Here is a 22,786-nt window from a genome sequence, read left to right as displayed (position 1 = left end):
TTCCGTAATTGCGGGGGAAATGATCTCCTGACACACAATTCCCCATGAAATCGTTTCACCGTGCCCCACAGCCTGCGTAAAATCTGGTAAACTATCACACACTTTTGTACCTGTTCGCCGAGCAGTTGACGTTGCCGCGCTTCCTGGCTGGGTTCGCCTTGCCGATGGTTGTCTATGAAACTACGGGACAAAAACTGCAGGCTGGCGATAACTCGCTGTAATATTCTAGATAAACTTGGAGGTTTTCATGGCTGTCGCTGCCAACAAACGTTCGGTAATGACGCTGTTTTCCGGCCCGACCGACATTTTTAGCCATCAGGTACGTATCGTACTGGCGGAGAAAGGTGTCAGTGTCGAGATCGAGCAGGTTGAGATGGATCACCTGCCGCAGGATCTTATTGACCTCAACCCTTACCGCACTGTACCGACGCTGGTTGATCGTGAACTGACCCTGTTCGAATCCCGCATCATCATGGAATATCTTGATGAGCGTTTCCCGCATCCGCCGCTGATGCCGGTTTATCCGGTTGCCCGTGGTGAGAGCCGTCTGATGATGCACCGCATCGAAAATGACTGGTATTCTCTGATGCGTCAAATCGAGCAAGGTTCTGCAAGTGAAGCCGATGCTGCGCGTAAGCAACTGCGTGAAGAGCTGTTGGCGATTGCGCCAATCTTCTCATACATGCCTTACTTCAAAAGCGAAGAGTTCAGCCTGGTCGATTGCTACCTGGCTCCGCTGCTGTGGCGTTTGCCAGAGCTGGGCATTGAGCTGGCGGGTACCGGTTCTAAAGAGCTGAAAGGCTATATGACCCGCGTCTTCGAACGTGATGCTTTCCTGGCTTCCCTGACCGAAGCAGAGCGCGAAATGCGTTTGCATACCCGAGGTTAAGGTATGGAGATGACCGACATGTCTCCACGTCGCCCCTATCTGCTGCGGGCTTTTTATGACTGGTTGCTCGACAACCAGTTAACCCCGCATCTGGTGGTTGACGTGACGATGCCTGGCGTGATGGTGCCGATGGAGTTTGCGCGTGACGGACAAATTGTTCTGAACGTTGCGCCGCGTGCTGTCGGCAATCTCGAACTGGGTAACGATGATGTACGCTTTAATGCCCGTTTTGGTGGCGTACCGCGTAACGTGTTTGTACCAATTGCTGCGGTTCTGGCGATTTATGCCCGTGAAAACGGTGCCGGTACGATGTTCGAACCTGAACCTGCTTATGAAGCCGAAGGTGCCTTTGATGGTGATCTGAGCGCTGATGAGCAGGCAGAACCGACAGAACCGACTATGTCAGTCATTGATGGCGATTTGCCGGATGTGGCTGAAGAGAATCCGAATGATGAGCCGCCGACGCCGCCACGCGGTGGTCGCCCGGCATTGCGCGTTGTGAAATAACAACCCGACTCAGTCCGGTTTCGTGCTTAAACCCTGCGTTGTTACGCGGGGTTTTTTATTGCCTTAAATACGCAGCCGCCTCCGTTCGCCAGTGCAGATTGCAAAAGCTATGGCGTTTCAGATTACGTTTGGCTAAAAAAACAACGGGGCTGCCATCGCTGGCAGCCCCGTTTTTACGGCAGACCGGATCAGACTTCGAGGAAGTTCATGATGCCTTCTGCGGCCTTACGGCCTTCGGCAATCGCTGTCACCACCAGATCAGAACCGCGAACTGCATCGCCACCGGCGAAGATTTTCGGGTTGCTGGTCTGGAAGGCGTTGTCGCTGCCTTCAGGGGCAACGATACGTCCCTGGGTGTCCAGCTCAACGTCATGGGCTGCCAGCCATTCCATTTTGTGAGGGCGGAAACCAAACGCCATCACCACGGCATCGGCTTCCATCACATGTTCAGAACCGGCTACAATTTCTGCACGACGGCGGCCATGGGCATCCGGCGCGCCGAGTTCAGTACGCGCCATACGCACACCACACACGCGACCTGAATCGTTCAGTTCGATGCTCAGCGGTTGCAGGTTGAATTTGAAATCAACGCCTTCTTCGCGCGCATTCTTCACTTCACGACGTGAGCCCGGCATGTTCTCTTCATCACGACGGTACGCACAGGTTACATGCGTTGCACCCTGACGAATCGAGGTACGCACGCAGTCCATCGCAGTATCACCACCGCCCAGCACCACGACGCGTTTCTTATCCATCGTCACGTAAGGCTCTTCCTGGCTGTCGGCATAACCCATCAACTGCTTGGTGTTAGCGATGAGGAACGGCAGGGCATCGTACACGCCCGGCGCATCTTCATTTGCCAGTCCACCGCGCATCGACTGATAGGTCCCAACGCCGAGGAACACAGAGTCGTATTCCGCCAGCAATGCATCAATGGTGATGTCTTTGCCGACTTCAGTATTGAGCTGGAACTCGATACCCATCTCCGTGAAGATTTCGCGACGTTTGGTCATCACCGATTTTTCCAGCTTGAAGGCCGGAATACCGAAAGTCAGCAGGCCGCCGATTTCAGGATGGCGATCGTAAACTACCGCTTTCACGCCGTTACGGGTCAGGACGTCAGCACAAGCCAGACCTGCCGGACCTGCGCCGATGATGGCCACACGTTTGCCGGTGGGCTGCACGTGAGACATATCCGGACGCCAGCCCATCTCGATCGCTTTATCGTTGATGTAACGTTCGATGTTACCGATGGTCACTGCACCGAACTCATCGTTGAGGGTGCAGGAACCTTCGCAGAGTCTGTCCTGCGGGCAAACGCGCCCGCAGACTTCCGGCAGGCTGTTGGTCTGGTGCGCGAGATCTGCCGCTTCCATGATACGGCCTTCGTTCGCCAGCTTCAGCCAGTTCGGAATATAGTTATGTACCGGACATTTCCATTCGCAGTAAGGGTTACCGCAGGACAGACAGCGGTCTGCCTGTGATGCGGCCTGAGTTGCTGAGAACGGCTCGTAAATTTCCACAAACTCAATTTTGCGGATCTTCAGCGCTTTCTTAGGCGGATCAACACGCTGTAAGTCGACAAATTGATAAACGTTTTGACTCATCTTAACCTCTTACTGCGCTTGTACCCGCAGCTCAGCTGCGGAACGACTACGGTGACCCAACAATGCTTTGACATCACTGGACTTCGGTTTTACCAGGGCAAATTTAGGCGCCCATTCCGGCCAGTTCGCCAAAATCTCTTCACCACGGGTCGATGCGGTCAACTGTACGTGTTCGATGATCAAACCGCGCAGATGCTCTTCATGGATAGCCAGATCGGCCACTTCCAGCACTTCAACCAGTTCCGGGTTAACACGTTTGCGGAATTCGCCATCTTCATCAAGAACATAAGCGAAACCGCCGGTCATACCTGCGCCGAAGTTCACGCCGGTACGGCCGAGTACGCACACAATGCCGCCGGTCATATATTCACAACCGTTATCGCCGATGCCTTCTACCACCGTGATGGCACCGGAGTTACGTACCGCGAAACGTTCACCCGCGCGGCCTGCAGCAAACATTTTGCCGCCGGTTGCGCCATACAGACAGGTGTTACCGATGATGCTGGCTTCGTGGCTGCGGAACGCAGAACCGATTGGCGGACGAATGGCAATACGGCCACCGGCCATACCTTTGCCGACGTAGTCGTTCGCATCGCCGGTCAGCATTAAATCTACGCCACCTGCGTTCCAGACGCCGAAGCTCTGGCCAGCGGTGCCATTGAAGTTAATCCGCACCGGATCTGCGGCCATGCCCTGATCACCGTGTTTTTCTGCAATCGCACCGGACAACATGGCACCCACGGAACGGTCAGTGTTGCGGATATCAAAGTAGAACGCTTTGCTCTGCTTCGAATCGATGTGCGGTGATGCCTGTTCCAGAATGTCTTTATTCAGCTGACCCTTATCGAATGCCGGGTTGCTTTCTGTGCAGTACACCGATTTACCTTCATGCGGCGTGGCCGTTGCCAGTATCGCAGAAAGGTCGAGATTGTTTTGCTTGGCGGTGAAGCCGTCCAGCTCGGTCAGCAGGTCGGTACGGCCAATCAGGTCCACCAGTTGGCTGATGCCCAGTTCGGCCATGATTTCACGGGTTTCCTGGGTGATGAACCTGAAGTAGTTCGTCACGCGTTCCGGCAGTCCGTGATAATGGTTGCGACGCAGTTTTTCATCCTGAGTAGCCACGCCCGTTGCGCAGTTGTTCAGGTGGCAGATACGCAGGTATTTACAACCCAGCGCCACCATCGGGCCGGTGCCGAAGCCGAAGCTTTCTGCGCCCAGAATCGCGGCCTTAATGATGTCGAGGCCGGTTTTCAGGCCGCCATCCACCTGCAAGCGGATTTTGTGACGCAGGCCGTTTGCCACCAGCGCCTGTTGGGTTTCCACCAGACCCAGTTCCCACGGACAACCGGCATACTTCACTGAAGACAGCGGGCTTGCGCCGGTGCCGCCATCATAGCCGGCGATTGTGATGAGATCTGCGTAAGCTTTTGCCACGCCGACCGCGATCGTGCCGACGCCCGGTTCAGAAACCAGTTTCACCGAAATCATGGCTTTCGGGTTGACCTGTTTCAGATCGAAAATCAGCTGCGCCAGATCCTCGATGGAATAAATATCGTGGTGCGGCGGTGGAGAAATCAGGGTCACGCCCGGCACGGAATAACGCAGTTTCGCGATATACGGCGTCACTTTGTCACCCGGCAACTGGCCGCCTTCGCCTGGTTTTGCACCCTGGGCCACTTTAATCTGAATAACGTCAGCATTCACCAGATACGCCGGTGTCACACCGAAACGACCCGATGCAACTTGCTTGATACGGGACACTTTATTGGTGCCGTAACGCGCCGGATCTTCGCCGCCTTCGCCGGAGTTAGAACGTCCGCCGATGCTGTTCATCGCTTCGGCCAGAGATTCGTGCGCTTCCGGGCTCAGTGCGCCGATAGACATCGCTGCGGTATCGAAACGGGTAAATAAACCTTCCGCCGGTTCAACCTGATCAACAGGGATCGGCTGGCCTTTTGGCGTGACTTTCAGCAAATCACGCAGTGTGGCCACCGGACGTTCGTTAACCAGTTTGGCGTATTTCTTATAATCGTCGTAATCACCGCTGTTCACGGCGGTTTGCAGGGTAGTGACCACGTCCGGATTATAGGAATGGTATTCGCCACCGTGGACAAATTTCAGCAGGCCGCCCTGATCCAACGTTTTGCGTTTCAGCCATGCGCGTTTGGACAGATTCAGCAAGTCCTGTTCGAAGTCGCTGTAACCGGCACCGCCGATACGGCTGACGACGCCGTTGAAGCAGGTATTGCACAGATCCTTCGCCAGACCGACTGCCTCAAACAGTTTCGAGCAACGGTAAGAGGCGACGGTTGAGATGCCCATTTTGGACATGATCTTGTACAGCCCTTTGTTGATGCCGTTACGGTAATTCAGCATCACTTCACGGTATTTCTTCTCGATGACCTGAGAGTCGACCAGTTTTGCCAGTGTTTCGTAGGCCAGATACGGATAAACCGCTGTGGCACCGAAACCAATCAGCACGGCGAAATGGTGCGGGTCACGGGCGCTGGCAGTTTCAACAATGATGTTGGCATCGCAGCGCAGGCTTTTCTCAACCAGACGCAACTGCAACGCACCGACGGCCATTGGCGCAGGCAATGGCAGACGGTTCGGGGCGATATTGCGGTCAGACAGCACCAGCAGAACCGCACCGCTACGCACTTTCTGTTCGCCTTCGTCACAGAGTTTCTGTACGAACTGCTCCATATTTTGTTCGGTCGGATCGTACGTAATATCCAGCGTTTCTGCGCGATAGTGTTTGCTGTCGAGCGTGGTCAGTTGTTTAAAATCAGACCACAGCAGGATTGGCGATTTGAAGCTCAGGCGGTGAGCCTGACCTTCTGCTTCGCAGAACACGTTCATCTCGCGGCCAATGCTGGTCGCCAGAGACATCACGTGGGCTTCACGCAGCGGATCGATTGGCGGGTTGGTCACCTGCGCAAACTGCTGACGGAAGTAGTCATACACGATACGCGGACGGCTGGAGAGCACGGCAAATGGTGTGTCATCGCCCATGGAACCGACAGCTTCCTGACCGTTTTCACCTAAGACGCGGATGATCTGATCGAGTTCTTCGCTGCTATAGCCGAACTGCTTCTGGAACGTCTCCAGCAGATTGTCTTCCAGCTCGCGGCTGCCCACCTGATCTTCCGGCAGGTCTTCAAACGGCACCAGACGCTGAACGTTTTTCTCCATCCATTGTTTATAAGGATGGCGGCCTTTCAGATCGTTGTCGGTTTCGGCGGAGTGGTGGATCTTGCCACTGCGGGTGTCGATCACCATCAGCTCGCCCGGTCCGACGCGGCCTTTTTCGACCACTTCATCAGGCTGGTAATCCCAGATGCCGACTTCGGAGGCACAGGTGATCAGCTTGTCTTTGGTGATGACATAACGCGCAGGGCGCAAACCGTTACGGTCAAGATTACAGGCGGCGTAACGGCCATCTGACATCACGATACCGGCCGGGCCGTCCCACGGCTCCATGTGCATGGAGTTAAAATCGAAGAACGCGCGCAGGTCGTCGTCCATATCCGGGTTTTGCTGCCAGGCTGGCGGTACCAGCAAACGCATGGCGCGCAGCAAATCCATCCCGCCTGCCAGGAACAGTTCCAGCATGTTGTCCAGCGAACTGGAATCCGAACCGGTTTCATTCACGAAAGGTGAAGCATCTTGCAGATCGGGGATCAGCGGCGTTTTGAATTTATACGCACGGGCGCGCGCCCACTGGCGGTTACCGGTGATGGTGTTGATTTCACCGTTATGCGCCAGATAACGGAAAGGCTGAGCCAGCTGCCAGCGTGGGACGGTGTTGGTCGAGAAACGCTGGTGGAACAGGCAGATGGCCGATTCCAGACGCAGGTCGGCCAGATCTAAATAGAAGCGTGGCAGATCCGCAGGCATACACAGGCCTTTATAGATCGTGACCACGTTGGAGAAACTGCACACATAGAAGTCTTTATCCTGAATGCGTTTCTCAATGCGGCGGCGCGCCATATACAGGCGACGCTCCATGTCACGCGGACGCCATCCGGCAGGCGCGTTAACAAAAATTTGTTCGATGCGGGGCAGGGAGGAAAGCGCGATTTCACCGAGTACGTCCGGATTGGTCGGAACGTCACGCCAGCCCACCACGGACAGCGTCTCGTTTTGCAACTCTTCTTCAACAATGCGGCGGCTTGCCTCAGCTTCTTTTTCATCTTTACTGAGGAACAGCATGCCAACGGCGTAGTTTTTCGCCAGCCGCCAGCCGCGCTCTTCGGCAATCATGCGGAAGAAGCGGTCAGGTTTCTGTAAATGAAGGCCGCAGCCGTCGCCGGTCTTGCCGTCAGCAAGGATCGCGCCACGGTGTTGCATACGGGCCAGTGCGTGGATCGCAGTACGCACGACCTTATGGCTAGGTTCGCCTTCTATATGGGCGATCAGGCCGAAACCACAGTTGTCCCTCTCTTGGGATTTATCGTACAACATTACGTGAACCTCCCCAGGCTCTGCGAGACTCTCACACCAATCGCGAGCGGGCTTATACACAGAGGTTTGCCCGCAATTTCGCGCACTCTTGCGGTGCGTTGATTGCCCGGACATCTCCGTCAAAGGCCTCTCGTGATGGTTCTCACAAGTGGTGGTTGACTTGTTTTAATGAGGGAGTCTTCAATTACTGCATAAATATGACGAGTTGCTCACCCGTCGAGATTGCTTCCAGCGGACTCCCAACTTAGCGAGAAAGCACAGACAGGTCAAATGGCGATTTAAGTTATATTAAAAGTGATATAAAGAGGTTTAATTGATTGAAATATATATATTTTATGGTGTTTTTGTTAGCATATTTTCGATGGGGTCATGCACATAAAGTGTGAGCTGACTCACTATGGGGAAAGCGTAAGATCTCCGCACCGTGCTGGCAGGGGCGTAATTACCAGTATTTTATACTGGAAAAGACAGTGCACATGCGGTTTGTCACTGTTTTTAACCTGACAGTAATAATGTGTGAGTCCGGGGTTTGTAATAAGAATTATTCATACTGCCACGAATGACTTTATTTGCAGTAATAATGAATAGTTATGCCTGTGCAAAATGCGCCGGGAGGAAAGATATTCGGAGGATAAAAGGAAAAAATGTTAGCCGGGCGGCAGTTGGCAACGTGTGCAGCCTGATAAAGCCGGCCGATATTAATAATATCACCGCAGATAATAGTCAATAACTCTGCCCTGATTTCCTGCATTGCACCATGACAAGCCCCTGCAAGGTGCATCTCGCAAACTTCACGCTCAATTTATCCCCCGCCATCACGCCGGGGAGGTTTTGCGGTATGATTCAGACGACTTCGTTTTAAGGGAAACGTTATGAAGCAAATCCGGGTTTTAGCGCAGTATTATGTCGATCTGATGGTCAAGCTGGGGCTGGTGAGATTCTCACTGCTGCTGGCGTCTGCGCTGGTGGTGCTGGCAATGATTGTCCAGATGGCGGTCACCATGCTCCTGCGCGGGCAGGTTGAGAGTATCGACGTCGTTCGTTCCATTTTCTTTGGTTTGCTGATTACGCCCTGGGCGGTTTACTTCCTGTCGGTGGTGGTTGAACAGCTTGAAGAGTCGCGTCAGCGTTTAGCGCGTCTGGTCGATAAACTGGAAGAAATGCGCCACCGTGACCTCGAACTGAATCAGCAACTCAAAGACAACATCACGCAGCTGAATCAGGAAATCGCAGACCGTGTGAAAGCGGAAGAAGCACGTCTGACAGTGGTCGATAAGCTGAAACTCGAAATGCAGCACCGCGAACAGGCGCAGATCGAACTGAGCCAGCAATCTGCATTATTACGCTCTTTCCTCGATGCCTCGCCGGACCTGGTGTATTACCGCAACGAAGACAAAGAATTCTCCGGCTGTAACCGTGCCATGGAACTGCTGACCGGCAAAAGTGAAAAGCAGCTGATCGGCCTGACTCCCAACGATGTTTATAGCCCGGATATCGCCGAGAAAGTGGTCGAAACCGACGAGAAGGTTTTCCGTCACAACGTTTCCCTGACCTACGAACAATGGCTGGTCTATCCGGACGGACGCAAAGCCTGCTTTGAGTTGCGTAAAGTGCCGTTCTATGACCGCATCGGTAAGCGACACGGACTGATGGGCTTCGGACGTGATATCACCGAGCGTAAGCGTTATCAGGACGCGTTAGAGAACGCCAGCCGTGAGAAGACCACCTTTATCTCAACGATCAGCCACGAGCTGCGTACGCCGCTTAATGGCATCGTCGGGCTGAGCCGTATTCTGCTCGACACTGAACTGGACAAAGAACAGCACAGCTACCTGAAAACCATTCATGTCAGCGCGATCACCCTCGGCAATATCTTCAACGATATTATTGAAATGGACAAAATTGAGCGCCGCAAAGTACAGCTCGATAACCAGCCGGTGGATTTCACCGAATTCCTGACTGACCTTGAAAATCTCTCCGGCCTGCTGGCTCAGCCGAAAGGGCTGAAATTTATCATGGAACCTGATCTGCCGTTGCCGCGCAGCATTACGACGGACGGCACCCGTCTGCGCCAGATTTTATGGAACCTGATCGGCAACGCCGTTAAATTCACCCGCGAAGGTGAGATTGTGCTGACCGTGCATTATGAGCCGAACGATATGCTGCGGTTTGTCGTGCGCGATTCCGGTCTGGGGATCCCACAGGATGAACAGGACAAAATCTTCGCCATGTATTATCAGGTGAAAGATCAGAACGGCGGTAAACCGGCGACCGGTACAGGTATCGGGCTGGCGGTGTCAAAACGTCTGGCGCAGGCGATGGGGGGCGATATCACCGTCAGCAGCGTGCCGGGCCAGGGTTCCTGCTTTACGCTCACCGTACGGGCACCGACGCTGGATGCACCGGTTGATCTGGCCAGTGACGAAGAAGACATGCCATTACCGGCGCTGCATGTGCTGCTGGTCGAGGATATTGAGCTGAACGTGATTGTGGCACGTTCGGTGCTGGAGAAGTTAGGCAACAGCGTTGAAGTGGCGATGAACGGCCATGATGCGCTGGAGATGTTTGATCCTGACGAATTCGATCTGGTGCTGCTGGATATCCAGTTGCCGGACATGACAGGGCTGGATATCGCCCGCAAGCTGCGCACCGATTACGCCGGACAACATCTGCCGCCGCTGATTGCCCTGACAGCCAACGTGCTGAAAGACAAGAAAGAGTATCTGGATGCGGGAATGGATGACGTGCTGAGTAAGCCGCTGTCTGTTTCCGCGCTGACTGCGATGATTCAGCAGTTCTGGGATCATCAGCCTGAAATTTCCGTTTTGGAAAAGGAACCTGTAGTGATGAAAGACAGCGAATCGTTGCTTGATACCGCCATGCTTGAGCAGTACATCGACCTGGTTGGGGCGAAACTGATTTATCAGAGTGCGGATATGTTTGAAAAAATGATGCCGGGCTATCTGGCGGTGCTTGATTCCAACATGACGGCGCGCGATCAGAAAGGGATTGCCGAGGAAGGCCACAAAATCAAAGGCGCGGCGGGTTCTGTGGGCCTGAAACATTTACAGCAACTGGCGCAACAGATCCAGACGCCGACACTGCCGGCCTGGTGGGATAACGTTCAGGAATGGATTGATGAGCTGAAGGCCGAATGGCGCAATGACATCAAAGTATTACGTGACTGGACGGCAAACGCTGAAAAAAAATAACCCCGACCGAGGCCGGGGTGCGCGAATACTGCGCCAACACCAGGGAAAGAGGTAACCCACGATAGTTTTTAGGGTTCGGTTTTCGCAGGTCTTGGAATTCAGGTTTAAAGTCTAATACATCCTGTAGCAATCAACATAACAAATATAAGCAGAACTGTTACAACATTCATTAAAAACTGTGATGTAGATTAGTCTTTGTCTATACAAAACATCAAGCCTTTATCGCAGGATTTTTTGCAGAATACAAATGAAGCATGTTGATGTTGTATTGGCGACATGCAATTTTGCTTATGGAAGTGAACAATAGCAGGCTGTTTTGCCGGTCAATTTGCGACATTTTCCTCTATGAAACCGGTTCTATAAAATGCACGATTGATGGTAAGTCACTGTAATTAAAGGTTTAAATATAAATTTAAGCGCGATAGCCTCTCCGAAGCCAAAAGAGATCTAAAATTTATTTTAAATGAAAAAATTTCACTTAGGTTTATGCGTTTTTTATCTGCTAAAAAGACATCCGCCCTGCTGATTTTTTATACATGACGGCGGTTGGATTTGACTTAGTGCGTTAGCTTCTCATGCAGTAATTGATGAGAATCTATTCATTTCTGTCAATCTAAATCATAAAAATTACTTACGTATTTTTTGTTGATTCGTTTACAAAAATTTTACTTTCTGGTTTAAAAATTAGTGGCGATGAAAAAAGTAAGCGTTTCAGGCCGTTGACCGGAACTCCTTGATGGCAGTGGTTTAATCGGAGTTTCTCGTCCTGAATGTAAGCAAAAGTTTCATTGTTATTGTTCAATTGTTAGCAATATCGTGCAGCATTTCGCTAGCCTGATTTTGCAGATTATTATTGAGATTGATTAGATGGTCGGATGTGTTGTGGAAAGCGCCAAATGAATAAAACGACTCGAAAGGGCCTGTTGCGTACGCCGCTTTTATGGCTGAAACGCGCAGCTATACTGTTACTTTGCTTATGGATAGCGGGCATTCTTCTTTTTTCTTTTTTGCCCGTGCCTTTTTCTGCCGTGATGGTGGAGCGCCAGATGTCCGCGTGGCTGACCGGTGACTTTGGTTATGGTGCACATTCGGACTGGGTGCCAATGAGTGAGATTTCCTCACCAATGGCGCTCGCGGTGATGGCGGCGGAAGATCAGAAATTCCCGACTCATTGGGGATTTGATGTCGATGCTATTCAGTCTGTGCTGGATAAAGACGGCGGAAAAATGCGTGGTGCTTCGACGTTATCCCAGCAAACCGCCAAAAACCTGTTTCTGTGGGATGGCCGCAGTTGGGTGCGTAAAGGGCTGGAGGCCGGGCTGACGGTGGGCATTGAAACCGTATGGACAAAACGTCGTATTTTGACGGTGTATCTGAATATCGTGGAGTTTGGCGACGGCGTCTTTGGCGTCGAGCAGGCTGCGCAGCATTTCTTTCATAAGCCTGCCAGTCGCCTGACGGCGTCTCAGGCTGCATTACTGGCGGCGGTGTTGCCGAATCCGCATCTGTTTAAGGTGAATGCGCCTTCTGCCTACGTTATCCGCCGTCAGCAATGGATCCTGCGTCAGATGAGCCAGCTCGGCGGTGAGTCTTTCCTGCAAGCGCATAAACTTCATTAAATTACGCAGGATTTGAAGAAAAAAGGACAGCCTGAGCTGTCCTTTTCAGTGATAACGCAGTGCGTTATTTGACGTAGGTAAATGCCGTCGTGACGTGTTTAACGCCGCTGACGCCTGCCGCAATCCCCGCCGCAGATTTACCTTCTTCCTGTGTCACCAGACCCAGCAGGAAGACTTCGCCGTTTTCGGTGGTGACTTTGACGTTAGATGATTTAACCGAATCACTGGTCAGCAACTGAGAACGGACTTTGGTGGTGATCCACGTATCCATTGATGCTGTGCCCATGCTTACCGGCTTACCGGTACGGATTTCGTTATACACTTCCGTTGCGCCTTCGACACCCATCGCAATTTGTTTTGCGCGTGAGGCCATATCAGCCGTTGGTGCCTGACCGGTTAACAGGACTTTGCCCTGATACGCGGTCGCCACGATACGGGCTTCGTCTTTTAGTTGTTTATCTTTGCTCACCGCGTTAGAGACACGGGCTTCCAGCGTGCTGTCATCAACCTGAGTACCGACCGTACGTGGGTCAGTCGTTGTTTTCGTTGCGACGCCAGCCGCACCAACTACCGCAGCGGCGACACAGCCTTGTAACAGAAGGGCGCTTAACAATACTGCAAAGAGAGGACTCGCCTTCATGGGATCTCCTTAATCGTCCTGGTGTGGGAACAGCGTGTTATCTATCAGGTCACAGAGACAGTTAACTGTGAGCATATGCATTTCCTGAATGCGGGCGCTGCGATGAGAGGGAATGCGGATCTCAACATCATGAGGCCCCAGTAATCCCGCCAGCTCGCCGCCGTCATAACCTGTTAATGCGACAATGGTCATATCACGGGTTACCGCTGCTTCAACGGCTTTGACAATATCACGGCTGTTGCCGCGGGTAGAAATGGCCAGCAGAACATCACCCGCCTGACCTAAGGCGCGCACCTGTTTAGCATAAATTTCTTCATGCAGACGATCGTTGGCAATCGCAGTCAGCACAATGTTATCTGCACATAATGAGATTGCAGGAAGGCTCGGACGTTCAGTTTCAAAACGATTAATCAGACTGGCGGAAAAATGCTGCGCATTTGCCGCAGAGGTGCCGTTACCGCAGCACAGAATTTTATTGCCATTGAGCAGCGATTGCACCAGCGTCATCGCGGCGCGTGAAATCGCGTCAGGCAAGGCTTCTGCCGCCGCAATCTGAGTTTGGATACTTTCTGTAAAGCAGACTTTGATTCTATCCAGCACGGGTTTTCGTCCAGTCAGTCGTCGTAATATTTATTCCGCATTGAAGGCATCACGCAGCCATTCTATCTGGCTTCCGGTGATGGCAAAAACATCAAAACGGCAAGATGATGTGTCAAAGCTTGCATTCTTTCCTGCAAGCCAGAAAGACGCAGCGCGTAACAGGCGCTGCTGTTTTTGAAACGTTACGCTGGCCGCCGCGCCACCAAAACTGGCGTTGCGCCGGTAACGGACTTCAACAAACACCCAGGTTTGCTGGTCACGCATGATCAGGTCAATTTCACCTGTGCGGCAGGCCACATTAGCCGCCACGAAGGTTAACCCGGCTTTCTCGAGATAGCGTCGTGCAAATGCTTCGTATTTATCGCCACACGCCCGCGTCTTTGACAAAAAAGGTTTCATCAGTACGTCCTTGTACCTGTAATGATTGAGAATTCCGATCTCTGTCATGCTGTTTCAGTTTTCTCTTAAGAAGAAACTGGCACCAGCGAGCCCTGACGGTATTGCAGCCATGGCAATTTACGGTGGATCACACAGTTGCTGTTGGCGCTCAACTCGCCGGTGCTGCCGGAAACCTGGAAGCCAGGCAATGTGCGCATCTGGGAGAAATGATTTGCCAGATCCCAGGCATCGATCCCCATCGCATAGAGACGAACCAGCGAATAGTCGTTACCAAATTTCGCGGCTGCCTGCTGCATCAGCGCCGGGTTGCCGCCTGCCAGCAACGGAATATCGCTAAACTGCACGCCTTCCATTTCGAGACGGTAGTCCGGCCCTGCACCTGCCTGATAGCTGCGGGAACTTGCATAGACTGACGGATGTGAACGGCCACTAACGGCAAGATCCAGCATCGGCTTAATCAGCGTCAGTTCACTTTGTGTCGCGACAACGTAGACGGAATCCACGGCGCCACCTGTGCTGCCTTGCGTAATTTGTGCATCTGTCGGCGGCGCAGGGATGGTAATGCCACCAATCGTGACCCCCTGCGCTTGTGCCGGCGCGGATGCATCACTGGCGGTGACCGGCGTACCGGTCAGGCGGATACCGCTGCCGATAGAAGAGCGCAATTCACTGCCTGAACCGAGACTTTGCTTGAGCACGGTCTGCCCGCCCAGTTTCTGCCATTCGTTGGCAAAAGCCTGCGCGATACGATCGCCGAAGTTGCCACGCGGCACCAGCAACAGTGGCATACGTTTCTGCTCAGACCACATGTGACGCGCGGCATCCTGTGCCTCGTCTTCCGGCGAGAGCGCAAAGTAACAGATATTCGGGCTGTTTTTCTCAGTTTCTGGCTGATTCAGCGCTAAAACATTCAGCGGGGTCTGGTCAGAAGAGAGTTCGTTCACCTGATCTTTCAGCAGCGGGCCGACAACCAGCGTTGCGCCATCCTGCTGAGCTTGTGTCAGAAGCGTAGCCAGAGGTTGACCATTGGTGTCATACACTTTCACCTGCGCAGTGCTGCTGGCGACCGGCGCAGGGGCCGGTGTGGCGGCGGGCTGAGCCTGAGAAGGATCGGTTTGCGGCGGGGTGTTTTGCGCGCTGGCATCCGGTGCGGATGTGCTGACGACGGCGTTCGGGTCTGCCGGATCTTGTTGTTGTGCCTCAGGAACAGCCGGTGCTGCCTGCGGAGCTGGCTGGCTGGCCTGACCGTTCATGGCGGCAGTAAAGCCTTGCTGAATGGCATTCCCGTAAACCTGTGCCGGGCCGCTCATTGGCAGAAATAGCGCAATTTTGCCGGTTGAGGCAGGCTGAAAGGTCAGCACATTATTGAGCTGAGTCGGCAGGCTTTTCGCCGCCGGATTCACCGGATAGCGGCGCTGCCAGTCTTTAATCCCGGCTTTCAGCAGATCAGGATCCTGTTTGTTACTTTGCCAGACGCTGAGTAAATCCAGCCATCCCTGCAACGTATTTTCATCCGCATTGATCACGATACTGTTGACGTCCTGCGCGGACATCTGCGTCAGCGCCATCCAGGTGCGGTCAATGTTGTCCTGATGCGGCTGGCCTTGTAACAGTGGCTCCTGTGCGATATAGGCGCGGATCACGCCAAGGCTGACACGGCCCTGACTGGCATCGATTTGCGCCTGATAATACCGGGCTCTCTGATCGTTGGTCAGATTGTGGGGATCCAACTGGCTCAGGCTGCTGGCCGCTGCCGGATAATTTTTCAGCGCTACCTGCACTTCTGCACGGGTCAGTTGCTGTTCGACGGTTTGGGCGGCAGTCAGATTTTGCGGCACTTTAGCCAGCTGTTCCGCCGCCTGAGGCGCTTTGCCTTCGCGTATCAGGGCACGCACTGCAAGCAATTGCCAGTCAGCCTTGTTATCATCACCGCTTTGCTGCGCCTGCTGCAAATAATAGTCAGAGCTGCCGGAAGCTGCACCCTGGACACTTTCTGTCGGTGCCTGCGGCGCCTGACCTGAACAGCTGGCGAGAAGCATCGCCACGATAATGGCAGGGAGTAAACGTCCCGAACGGGTACGAAAGGTCATTGAGGAAGGCATTCAGTTTCCAGTGATGTTTTTTTAAGATGCTCAATATTAAATCGGCAATCCGGATGAAACAATGAATCAAGACGATCAAGCAGATATTTCTGCCTCAACGCTGTATATCGTACCGACGCCAATTGGCAATTTAGGGGATATTACCCAACGCGCGCTGGCCGTACTGAACAGTGTAGATTTGATTGCTGCAGAAGATACCCGCCATACCGGATTGCTGCTGCAACATTTCGCGATCAGCGCAAAAATGTACCCGCTGCATGACCACAACGAACAGCAGAAAGCCGAGCATTTACTGGCGAAATTGCAGGAAGGCCAGACCATTGCGCTGGTCTCGGATGCCGGTACGCCGCTGATCAATGATCCCGGCTATCACCTTGTGCGCCGCTGCCGCGAAGCCGGTATCCGTGTGGTGCCGTTACCCGGTGCCTGTGCGGCGATCACTGCGCTTTGTGCCGCCGGTTTGCCTTCAGACCGTTTCTGTTACGAAGGGTTTCTGCCCGCCAAAACCAAATCCCGCAAAGATACATTGCAGGCACTGATCGAAGAACCGCGCACGTTGATCTTCTATGAATCCACGCACCGCCTGCTGGACAGCTTGCAGGATATGGTCGACGTCTGGGGACCGCAGCGTTATGTCGTGCTGGCGCGTGAGCTGACCAAAACCTGGGAAAATATTCACGGTGCGCCGGTGGGCGAACTGCTGGCGTGGGTGCAGGAAGTCGAAACGCGCAGACGCGGCGAAATGGTGCTGATCGTTGAAGGTCATAAGATCGATACCGAAGCCCTACCGGCGGAAGCCCTGCGTACACTGGCGTTGCTGCAAAAAGAGCTGCCACTGAAAAAAGCCGCCGCGCTGGCCGCTGAGATCCACGGTGTGAAGAAGAATGCGTTGTATAAATACGCGCTTGATGAGCAAGAGGGTGACAAATAGGGCGTAATACCCTATTATCCGCCGCGGAGTTGACCAGACAGTCGCCGCTTCTTTGCCGTCCCTTTCGGGGGAGACAGAAGGAGGGGAGGAAAGTCCGGGCTCCATAGGGCAGGGTGCCAGGTAACGCCTGGGAAGCGCGAGCTTACGACAAGTGCAACAGAGAGCAAACCGCCGATGGCCCGCGCAAGCGGGATCAGGTAAGGGTGAAAGGGTGCGGTAAGAGCGCACCGCGCGGCTGGCAACAGTTCGTGGCAAGGTAAACTCCACCCGGAGCAAGGCCAAATAGGGGTTCACATGGTACGGCCCGTACTGAACCCGGGTAGGCTGCTTGAGCCAGTGAGCGATTGCTGGCCTAGACGAATGACTGTCCACGACAGAACCCGGCTTAACGGTCAACTCCCTCGTCAAAAGAAAGCCCGCGTAGTGTTAACTACGCGGGCTTTCACCTTTTCCCCGTCACCATTCAAACTGCCGACGCGTTGGCTGCTCTTAATCACCCGAATCGCTTACTTCAGTAAGCTCATCGGGATTCATGCGTTTGCCGCCTTCCTGCAATTTAAATGATTTAGGGGACGTTCTACACCGGCATATCAATCAGCAGTGCCCGTAATGGCGTGCTGGCAGAAACGGTCAGGCTGTTTTCCTGATGGATAAACGCGCCGTCGCCGCAGGCCAGTTTTTGCGATGCGTGGTTGAGCGAGCCCTGTGCATGAATCTGCCCGTGAATAGATTGCAAATACGCGCGTGGTCCGCGAACCGGCAGGGTAATTTTCTCACCCGCCGCCAGGTTCAGTTGGTAGATCCACACGTTTTGCCGCAGTTGCAGGCTACCCTTTTCCCCGTCCGGTGAAGCCAGCAGGAAATGCGTCGTCTCCGGCAGCGTCATTTTCTGCGTCAGCGGATTCTCTTGTGCAGGACAGGCATCCAGCCACAGTTGCATCCTCGTCAGTGGCTGAGTCGTGCTGGTGTTCAGCTCGCTGTAACTGACATTCGCCTGCGTCGACAGCAATGCCGCCTCACCGGCGCTGACTGCGATACTGTTGCCTTCGCTGTCGCGGTATTCCGCCGAACCCTGTAACACCAGATTCAGCACATCCACGCGCGGATAAGTGCGCGGCTGGAAACTGGCGCCGGGAGCCAGCACTTCCTGATTCAGGACGCGCAGGGACGCATAACCCATCAGCTTGGGATCAAAGTAATGGCCAAAGGAAAATGTATACCGTGCCTGGAGCCAGCCAAAGTCAGCGGTACCGCACTCTTTTGCCGTTCTGCTGGTAATCATGGCGGTGGCCTCTCTTAAAAATTTCGATGTATAAATGGTAAGCGTCTGGACGTGTGATTGTTAGCCAGTTAATCTGGTCGCCATATTCAAATTTCCTGAAAGAGAAGAGAATGGCTAAGGATCGCGCACTCACACTGGAAGCATTACGGGTCATGGATGCGATTGACCGCAGGGGCAGTTTTGCCGCTGCTGCCGATGAGCTGGGCCGCGTCCCGTCTGCACTGAGCTACACCATGCAGAAACTGGAAGAAGAGCTGGATGTGGTGTTATTTGACCGTTCAGGTCATCGGACAAAATTCACTAATGTTGGCCGGATGTTGCTAGAACGCGGGCGTGTGTTGCTGGAAGCCGCAGACAAACTAACGGTGGATGCCGAAGCACTGGCCCGCGGTTGGGAAACGCATATCACCATCGTTTGTGAAGCATTATCCCCTGCCGCGCAGTTGTTCCCGCTGATTGAAAAGCTGGCGCTGAAAGCCAACACCCAGGTTTCCCTGTTAACCGAAGTGCTGGCTGGCGCGTGGGAACGTCTTGAGCAAGGCCGGGCGGATATTGTGATCGCGCCGGATATGCATTTCCGCTCTTCCACCGAAATTAACAGCCGCAAGCTGTATAAGCTGGTCAGCATTTACGTGGCCGCGCCGGATCACCCGATCCATCTTGAAGCCGAACCGCTGTCTGAAGTCAGCCGGGTTAAATACCGCGGAATTGCCGTGGCGGATACTGCCCGTGAGCGTCCGGTGTTAACCGTTCAGTTACTGGATAAACAGCAGCGCCTGACGGTCAGTACCCTTGAAGAGAAACGTAAAGCGTTGCTGGCGGGCTTAGGCGTGGCGACGATGCCTTATCCGATGGTCGAGAAAGATATCGAGGAAGGACGATTGCGGGTCGTTAGTGCGGAATATAACCGTGAAATCGATATTATTATGGCGTGGCGTCGCGACAGTATGGGCGAGGCGAAAGCCTGGTTCCTGCGTGAAATTCCTAAGCTACTGGCAACGCGGGAAGTGAAGTAATGTGTCCTTCCCCTTGTGAAAGGGGAAGGTGCAGAACGAAATCAAAAACGGGTATCCCGGCCATGCTCAGACTCTAAATTCTGCGCCGGTCCGGTGGAAATAATGCCATACGGGTTGATGGTCGCGTGGCTGCGGAAATAGTGATTGCGGATATGCGCGAAGTTCACCGTTTCACGAATGCCCGGCATCTGGTAGATATCGCGCAGGAAACCATACAGGTTCGGATAATCGCTGATGCGGTAGCGGTCGCATTTGAAGTGGGTGACGTACACCGGATCAAAGCGTACCAGCGTGGTCCACAAACGCAGGTCGGCTTCAGTCAGCTGATTGCCGGTCAGATAGCGGTGCTTGCTCAGCAATTCCTCGGCGCGTGCCAGCGCGGTAAACACGCCGTCAACCGCTTCGTCGTAGGCGTCCTGAGATGTCGCAAAACCCGCCTTATACACGCCATTGTTAATCTGCGGATACACCCACTCATTAATCTCATCAATCTTTGCGCGTAACGCCTCGGGATAATAATCCCCGGCTTTGGCCCCCACGGCATCAAACGCGCTGTTGAACATGCGGATGATATCGGCGGATTCATTGCTGACGATGGTCTGCTGCTTTTTATCCCACAGGATTGGCACGGTGACGCGGCCAGTATAATCATTCTGCGCGCGCAGATAGATTTCATAAGCATAATTCAGATGATACAAATCGTCGCCCGTCGCAGCCGGGAAATCGGTGCCAAACGTCCAGCCGTGTTCCAGCATCAGCGGATGCACGACAGATACCGGAATAATATCTTCCAGCCCTTTCAGGGTACGCATCAGCAAGGTACGGTGCGCCCACGGGCAGGCCAGTGAAACATACAGGTGATAACGGTCACGTTCTGCGGTAAAGCCGCCAACGCCGTGCTCGCCTGGCGCGCCGTCAGGCGTTATCCAGTTGCGAAACTGTGCTGCTGAACGTTTGAAATGACCGCCGGTTGATCTGGTGTCGTACCAGGTGTCCTGCCAAACGCCATTGACTAATTGCCCCATTTTTCCTCCTTCCCCATCATCCTTCGAGCTGCCTCTGCGTTGGCTGCCTTCTCAAACCCCAGTCACATACCATTGTATGCTCCCGGGGATTTGCTCAGTTGCCGCCTTGATGCAACTCGAATGATTTAGGGGAGATTTACAGATAAGTCATAAAAAAGGGCGAGGTGATAAATCACATCGCCCTGCAGGTCTGACATAGTGTCTTATTGAATTATAGCTGAGCTGTTGCTCCCTGGTGTCGGAGCAATTACCAGTTTTTCTTGATCAGGCGGTCGATGCTGAATGCGCCCGGGCCGGAAGCAAACAGGACGAAGAAACCCCCCGCGATAGACAGGTTTTTCATGAACATCATTTGGTTCACGCCCTGTGCAAAATCAGTGTGGAAGATCAGCGCCGTCAGGATAGTGAAGATTGCCGTGATCAGCGCGGTGGTGCGGGTAAAGAAGCCGAACAAGATTGCCAGACCGCCGCCAAACTCTAATAAGATCGTCAGTGGCAGGAAGAAGCTTGGCACGCCCATGGAAGCCATGTAACCCGCAGTCGCGGTATAACCGTTAATTTTGCCCCAGCCTGCAACAATAAACAGAACGGGCATCAGGATACGGGCAACCAGTAAAGCTGTGTCGTGTAACTTGTTCATCTTCGACTCCGAAAGTAATGTGCCCAAATTGGGTTAAAAGTGTTATCGGTCCGGACGGAAAATATTTCCTGCCGTTACCGCATCAGTTGATGACGAGATAATAAGTCGGATGAATAAGTTATGTTAGCAAGTAAATCTGTCTGAATGATTCAAATAAATTGAACAGCCAGCGGATTGTTATTCAAAAAGAAAAGGGCTGATTGTTTTCCAATCAGCCCTTTTTGCAGAAGGGGGGGGCGCTATTTATTGCCGATGGTTTTACGGAACAATTTCACGGTGCCCCAGATGCCGAAAGCACGTCGTGACCAGCGAATGACTGCGCTGGGATGGCGGATACCGTAAACGGCCAGCAGGCTTGAGCCGACGACCAGATATTTACGCATTTCCACGAGTTTTACCCAGTAGTGATCCGCTTTCTCGGTGGCATCCAGCCAGTCAGAACCGGCCTGAGAAAGCTCGCCTCGCTGACGCTCAATTTTGCGCAGCAACCTGACTTTTTCGACAGCACGGTTCGGAATGCTCATCGCTCGTCATCCTTTTCCAGCAGGGCACGATCGATGTCCAGTTGCTTACGGGTGAGGCTAAGCAGTGTTGAACGTTTGGCTTTCGCCAGCGTCATCGCGCCCAGGATCACCGCCAGAAGCAGCAACACGCCGGTCGTGGTTGCTATCGCCGTAAGACGATAGGCCGGGTCAATGGCCCAGAATAAAACAACCAGCAAACTCATCAGACCAAAGGCGGTAAATATCAGGGTAATGCCAGCCATGAGCAGCAATTGGAAAATATTGGCCTTTTCCTCTTCCAGCTCAACCACGGCCAGCCGGACACGCGTTTCAACAATGCTCACCACCACGGTGGCGATACGGGAAACGATGTCAAACAGCCCTTTACCCGGTCCTTGTGGCGCAGGTTTGATTGGTTCAGCCATAATCAGCGGCGGGCTAACAGAACGCCAATCACAACACCGACGGCGGCACCAATACCGACGCCCGTCCAGGGTTTTTCATGCACGTAATCATCGGCTTTGCCGGCAATTTCTTTGGTCTGGTAGGCAATTTTGTCGCCTGTATCACTCAGACGCTCGCGGGTATCTTTGAGCAGGGATTCTGCTTTACCACGCAGTTTATCGAGTTCAGCTTTCGGCTTATCGGTAGAGGTCTGGAGAACTTCTTCCAGGGTATCTGCCAATGACTTGAGTTCAGCGCGCAGTTGTTCTGATGTATTACTAGCCATGTGTAAGTCACTCCATACGTTAACTGATTCGAACTTTTAACATAGCGGATATTCAGGTGATCGCAAATGCGAATTGTCTGTTTCAAAAGGCAAGATCGCTGAGAACCCGCCAGGGTGTGAGGCAAAATCTGTCAGACTGAAAAGCGGTTAATGGCCTTCAGCCTCTTTTAGCTCAGACTTTGCTTCTTCCAGTTTTTGCTGTTTCCTGATGATTTTGTCGTGATCACCGTTCGCCTGAGCTTCTTTTAGCTCCTGCTCACGTTCGGCAACTTTTTCACGTTTCTCTTCCACACGTTTCTGGTTGTCTGCTTTCAGACCCGCATCGGTGCAATGCGCTTTATTTTCATGTAATGCTTTCTCCAGGCCGTCAACGCGGTTCTGGTTTTTATGCGCCCGGGCTTCGTCGATCTGTTTCTGGATTTCCTGTTGCCTGGTCACACAACTTTCCGGCTGAGGTGCGGCAAAAGCGGCAGTGGTGAACAGCAATGCAGGAACAAGAGTGAGGGCAGATAAAGTCATTTTCATCGTCGGGTTTCCTTTTGACGTTTAAGTGAGTGTGACACTTAATTCCCTTTGTAGATGGGACTGGTGAATAACTCGCGTTTAAATAATATCAT

At 53.2% G+C, this 22,786-nt stretch carries 19 protein-coding genes and 1 other RNA gene; 7 read left to right on the top strand and 13 right to left on the bottom strand.

Translation table 11 applies throughout. The features are described 5' to 3' along the window. The first annotated feature begins 247 nt into the window (after nucleotides 1-247). A complete protein-coding gene (sspA, locus tag RAHAQ2_RS19525; RefSeq protein ID WP_015698880.1) occupies nucleotides 248-889 on the top strand; it encodes a stringent starvation protein SspA in 642 nt (213 codons plus the stop codon). 3 nt (nucleotides 890-892) lie between these two features. Then, on the top strand, nucleotides 893-1,396 hold the full coding sequence (gene sspB, locus RAHAQ2_RS19520) for a ClpXP protease specificity-enhancing factor (RefSeq protein WP_015698879.1): 504 nt from the start codon (nucleotides 893-895) through the stop codon (nucleotides 1,394-1,396). A 188-nt stretch (nucleotides 1,397-1,584) separates the two neighbouring features. On the opposite strand, the gene RAHAQ2_RS19515 is transcribed toward sspB, so the two are convergent. Continuing rightward, the gene (locus tag RAHAQ2_RS19515) at nucleotides 1,585-3,003 is read right to left on the bottom strand and encodes a glutamate synthase small subunit (protein WP_015698878.1); all 1,419 of its coding nucleotides are present in this window, start codon (nucleotides 3,001-3,003) and stop codon (nucleotides 1,585-1,587) included. Nucleotides 3,004-3,012: 9 nt separating this feature from the next. Then, nucleotides 3,013-7,470 carry a glutamate synthase large subunit gene (gltB, locus tag RAHAQ2_RS19510; protein WP_015698877.1) on the bottom strand — a complete coding sequence of 1,486 codons (4,458 nt, stop codon included), beginning with the start codon at nucleotides 7,468-7,470 and terminating at the stop codon, nucleotides 3,013-3,015. A gap of 872 nt (nucleotides 7,471-8,342) precedes the next feature. Here gltB and arcB point away from each other — a divergent pair. Together arcB and mtgA are read left to right on the top strand one after the other, a co-directional pair. After that, nucleotides 8,343-10,682: an aerobic respiration two-component sensor histidine kinase ArcB gene (gene arcB / locus RAHAQ2_RS19500; RefSeq protein ID WP_015698876.1), complete on the top strand. Its 2,340-nt coding sequence runs from the start codon at nucleotides 8,343-8,345 to the stop codon at nucleotides 10,680-10,682. Between the two features lie 896 nt (nucleotides 10,683-11,578). Continuing rightward, the gene (mtgA, locus tag RAHAQ2_RS19495; protein ID WP_015698875.1) at nucleotides 11,579-12,301 is read left to right on the top strand and encodes a monofunctional biosynthetic peptidoglycan transglycosylase; all 723 of its coding nucleotides are present in this window, start codon (nucleotides 11,579-11,581) and stop codon (nucleotides 12,299-12,301) included. Nucleotides 12,302-12,365: 64 nt separating this feature from the next. Here the strand turns inward: mtgA and dolP are convergent, their stop codons facing one another. From dolP to RAHAQ2_RS19475, 4 genes are all read right to left on the bottom strand, one after another. After that, a complete protein-coding gene (gene dolP, locus RAHAQ2_RS19490) occupies nucleotides 12,366-12,941 on the bottom strand; it encodes a division/outer membrane stress-associated lipid-binding lipoprotein (RefSeq protein ID WP_013577231.1) in 576 nt (191 codons plus the stop codon). Nucleotides 12,942-12,950: 9 nt separating this feature from the next. After that, on the bottom strand, nucleotides 12,951-13,541 hold the full coding sequence (gene diaA, locus RAHAQ2_RS19485) for a DnaA initiator-associating protein DiaA (protein WP_013577230.1): 591 nt from the start codon (nucleotides 13,539-13,541) through the stop codon (nucleotides 12,951-12,953). Between the two features lie 30 nt (nucleotides 13,542-13,571). Next, entirely contained in the window at nucleotides 13,572-13,940 is a 369-nt protein-coding gene (locus RAHAQ2_RS19480; protein WP_015698874.1) for a YraN family protein, read from the bottom strand. Nucleotides 13,941-14,005: 65 nt separating this feature from the next. After that, nucleotides 14,006-16,042: a penicillin-binding protein activator gene (locus tag RAHAQ2_RS19475; RefSeq protein WP_015698873.1), complete on the bottom strand. Its 2,037-nt coding sequence runs from the start codon at nucleotides 16,040-16,042 to the stop codon at nucleotides 14,006-14,008. Nucleotides 16,043-16,103: 61 nt separating this feature from the next. Between RAHAQ2_RS19475 and rsmI the strand changes: the two genes are divergently transcribed. Both rsmI and rnpB read left to right on the top strand, forming a co-directional pair. Beyond that, nucleotides 16,104-16,973 carry a 16S rRNA (cytidine(1402)-2'-O)-methyltransferase gene (gene rsmI / locus RAHAQ2_RS19470; RefSeq protein ID WP_015698872.1) on the top strand — a complete coding sequence of 290 codons (870 nt, stop codon included), beginning with the start codon at nucleotides 16,104-16,106 and terminating at the stop codon, nucleotides 16,971-16,973. A 25-nt stretch (nucleotides 16,974-16,998) separates the two neighbouring features. After that, nucleotides 16,999-17,377: RNase P RNA component class A (gene rnpB / locus RAHAQ2_RS24695), an RNA gene on the top strand. Between the two features lie 173 nt (nucleotides 17,378-17,550). Here the strand turns inward: rnpB and RAHAQ2_RS19465 are convergent. Then, complete coding sequence (locus RAHAQ2_RS19465; protein WP_015698871.1) at nucleotides 17,551-18,255, bottom strand: pirin family protein; 705 nt, start codon at nucleotides 18,253-18,255, stop codon at nucleotides 17,551-17,553. Between the two features lie 110 nt (nucleotides 18,256-18,365). Between RAHAQ2_RS19465 and RAHAQ2_RS19460 the strand changes: the two genes are divergently transcribed. Next, nucleotides 18,366-19,271 carry a LysR family transcriptional regulator gene (locus RAHAQ2_RS19460; RefSeq protein ID WP_015698870.1) on the top strand — a complete coding sequence of 302 codons (906 nt, stop codon included), beginning with the start codon at nucleotides 18,366-18,368 and terminating at the stop codon, nucleotides 19,269-19,271. A gap of 41 nt (nucleotides 19,272-19,312) precedes the next feature. On the opposite strand, the gene RAHAQ2_RS19455 is transcribed toward RAHAQ2_RS19460, so the two are convergent. From RAHAQ2_RS19455 to RAHAQ2_RS19430, 6 genes are all read right to left on the bottom strand, one after another. Next, nucleotides 19,313-20,296, bottom strand: coding sequence for a glutathione S-transferase family protein (locus tag RAHAQ2_RS19455; protein ID WP_015698869.1), 984 nt, complete (start codon nucleotides 20,294-20,296; stop codon nucleotides 19,313-19,315). Between the two features lie 247 nt (nucleotides 20,297-20,543). Next, nucleotides 20,544-20,936 carry a DoxX family protein gene (locus RAHAQ2_RS19450; RefSeq protein ID WP_015698868.1) on the bottom strand — a complete coding sequence of 131 codons (393 nt, stop codon included), beginning with the start codon at nucleotides 20,934-20,936 and terminating at the stop codon, nucleotides 20,544-20,546. Nucleotides 20,937-21,175: 239 nt separating this feature from the next. Next, nucleotides 21,176-21,460, bottom strand: a complete 285-nt coding sequence (locus tag RAHAQ2_RS19445) for a YqjK-like family protein (RefSeq protein ID WP_015698867.1) — start codon at nucleotides 21,458-21,460, stop codon at nucleotides 21,176-21,178. After that, on the bottom strand, nucleotides 21,457-21,864 hold the full coding sequence (locus tag RAHAQ2_RS19440) for a phage holin family protein (RefSeq protein WP_015698866.1): 408 nt from the start codon (nucleotides 21,862-21,864) through the stop codon (nucleotides 21,457-21,459). Before RAHAQ2_RS19440 ends, RAHAQ2_RS19445 begins: the two co-directional genes overlap by 4 nt. A 2-nt stretch (nucleotides 21,865-21,866) precedes the next feature. Further along, entirely contained in the window at nucleotides 21,867-22,169 is a 303-nt protein-coding gene (locus RAHAQ2_RS19435; RefSeq protein ID WP_013577208.1) for an ElaB/YgaM/YqjD family protein, read from the bottom strand. Nucleotides 22,170-22,316: 147 nt separating this feature from the next. Then, nucleotides 22,317-22,694 carry a DUF1090 domain-containing protein gene (locus RAHAQ2_RS19430; RefSeq protein ID WP_015698865.1) on the bottom strand — a complete coding sequence of 126 codons (378 nt, stop codon included), beginning with the start codon at nucleotides 22,692-22,694 and terminating at the stop codon, nucleotides 22,317-22,319. Nucleotides 22,695-22,786: the final 92 nt, after the last annotated feature.

The sequence above is a fragment of the Rahnella aquatilis CIP 78.65 = ATCC 33071 genome (genome assembly GCF_000241955.1).
Taxonomy (GTDB): domain Bacteria; phylum Pseudomonadota; class Gammaproteobacteria; order Enterobacterales; family Enterobacteriaceae; genus Rahnella; species Rahnella aquatilis.
This window is presented reverse-complemented; position numbering and strand designations above follow the sequence as displayed.

Excerpts from the sequence above, each read along its gene's own strand:
- dolP (WP_013577231.1), bottom strand. The coding sequence starts at position 12,941 with ATGAAGGCGAGTCCTCTCTTTGCAGTATTGTTAAGCGCCCTTCTGTTA.
- RAHAQ2_RS19460 (WP_015698870.1), top strand. The coding sequence starts at position 18,366 with ATGGCTAAGGATCGCGCACTCACACTGGAAGCATTACGGGTCATGGAT.
- sspA (WP_015698880.1), top strand. The coding sequence starts at position 248 with ATGGCTGTCGCTGCCAACAAACGTTCGGTAATGACGCTGTTTTCCGGC.
- RAHAQ2_RS19455 (WP_015698869.1), bottom strand. The coding sequence starts at position 20,296 with ATGGGGCAATTAGTCAATGGCGTTTGGCAGGACACCTGGTACGACACC.
- RAHAQ2_RS19430 (WP_015698865.1), bottom strand. The coding sequence starts at position 22,694 with ATGAAAATGACTTTATCTGCCCTCACTCTTGTTCCTGCATTGCTGTTC.
- RAHAQ2_RS19465 (WP_015698871.1), bottom strand. The coding sequence starts at position 18,255 with ATGATTACCAGCAGAACGGCAAAAGAGTGCGGTACCGCTGACTTTGGC.
- RAHAQ2_RS19435 (WP_013577208.1), bottom strand. The coding sequence starts at position 22,169 with ATGGCTAGTAATACATCAGAACAACTGCGCGCTGAACTCAAGTCATTG.
- gltB (WP_015698877.1), bottom strand. The coding sequence starts at position 7,470 with ATGTTGTACGATAAATCCCAAGAGAGGGACAACTGTGGTTTCGGCCTG.
- arcB (WP_015698876.1), top strand. The coding sequence starts at position 8,343 with ATGAAGCAAATCCGGGTTTTAGCGCAGTATTATGTCGATCTGATGGTC.
- RAHAQ2_RS19440 (WP_015698866.1), bottom strand. The coding sequence starts at position 21,864 with ATGGCTGAACCAATCAAACCTGCGCCACAAGGACCGGGTAAAGGGCTG.
- RAHAQ2_RS19480 (WP_015698874.1), bottom strand. The coding sequence starts at position 13,940 with ATGAAACCTTTTTTGTCAAAGACGCGGGCGTGTGGCGATAAATACGAA.
- RAHAQ2_RS19445 (WP_015698867.1), bottom strand. The coding sequence starts at position 21,460 with ATGAGCATTCCGAACCGTGCTGTCGAAAAAGTCAGGTTGCTGCGCAAA.
- rsmI (WP_015698872.1), top strand. The coding sequence starts at position 16,104 with ATGAATCAAGACGATCAAGCAGATATTTCTGCCTCAACGCTGTATATC.
- RAHAQ2_RS19475 (WP_015698873.1), bottom strand. The coding sequence starts at position 16,042 with ATGCCTTCCTCAATGACCTTTCGTACCCGTTCGGGACGTTTACTCCCT.
- RAHAQ2_RS19515 (WP_015698878.1), bottom strand. The coding sequence starts at position 3,003 with ATGAGTCAAAACGTTTATCAATTTGTCGACTTACAGCGTGTTGATCCG.
- RAHAQ2_RS19450 (WP_015698868.1), bottom strand. The coding sequence starts at position 20,936 with ATGAACAAGTTACACGACACAGCTTTACTGGTTGCCCGTATCCTGATG.
- mtgA (WP_015698875.1), top strand. The coding sequence starts at position 11,579 with ATGAATAAAACGACTCGAAAGGGCCTGTTGCGTACGCCGCTTTTATGG.
- sspB (WP_015698879.1), top strand. The coding sequence starts at position 893 with ATGGAGATGACCGACATGTCTCCACGTCGCCCCTATCTGCTGCGGGCT.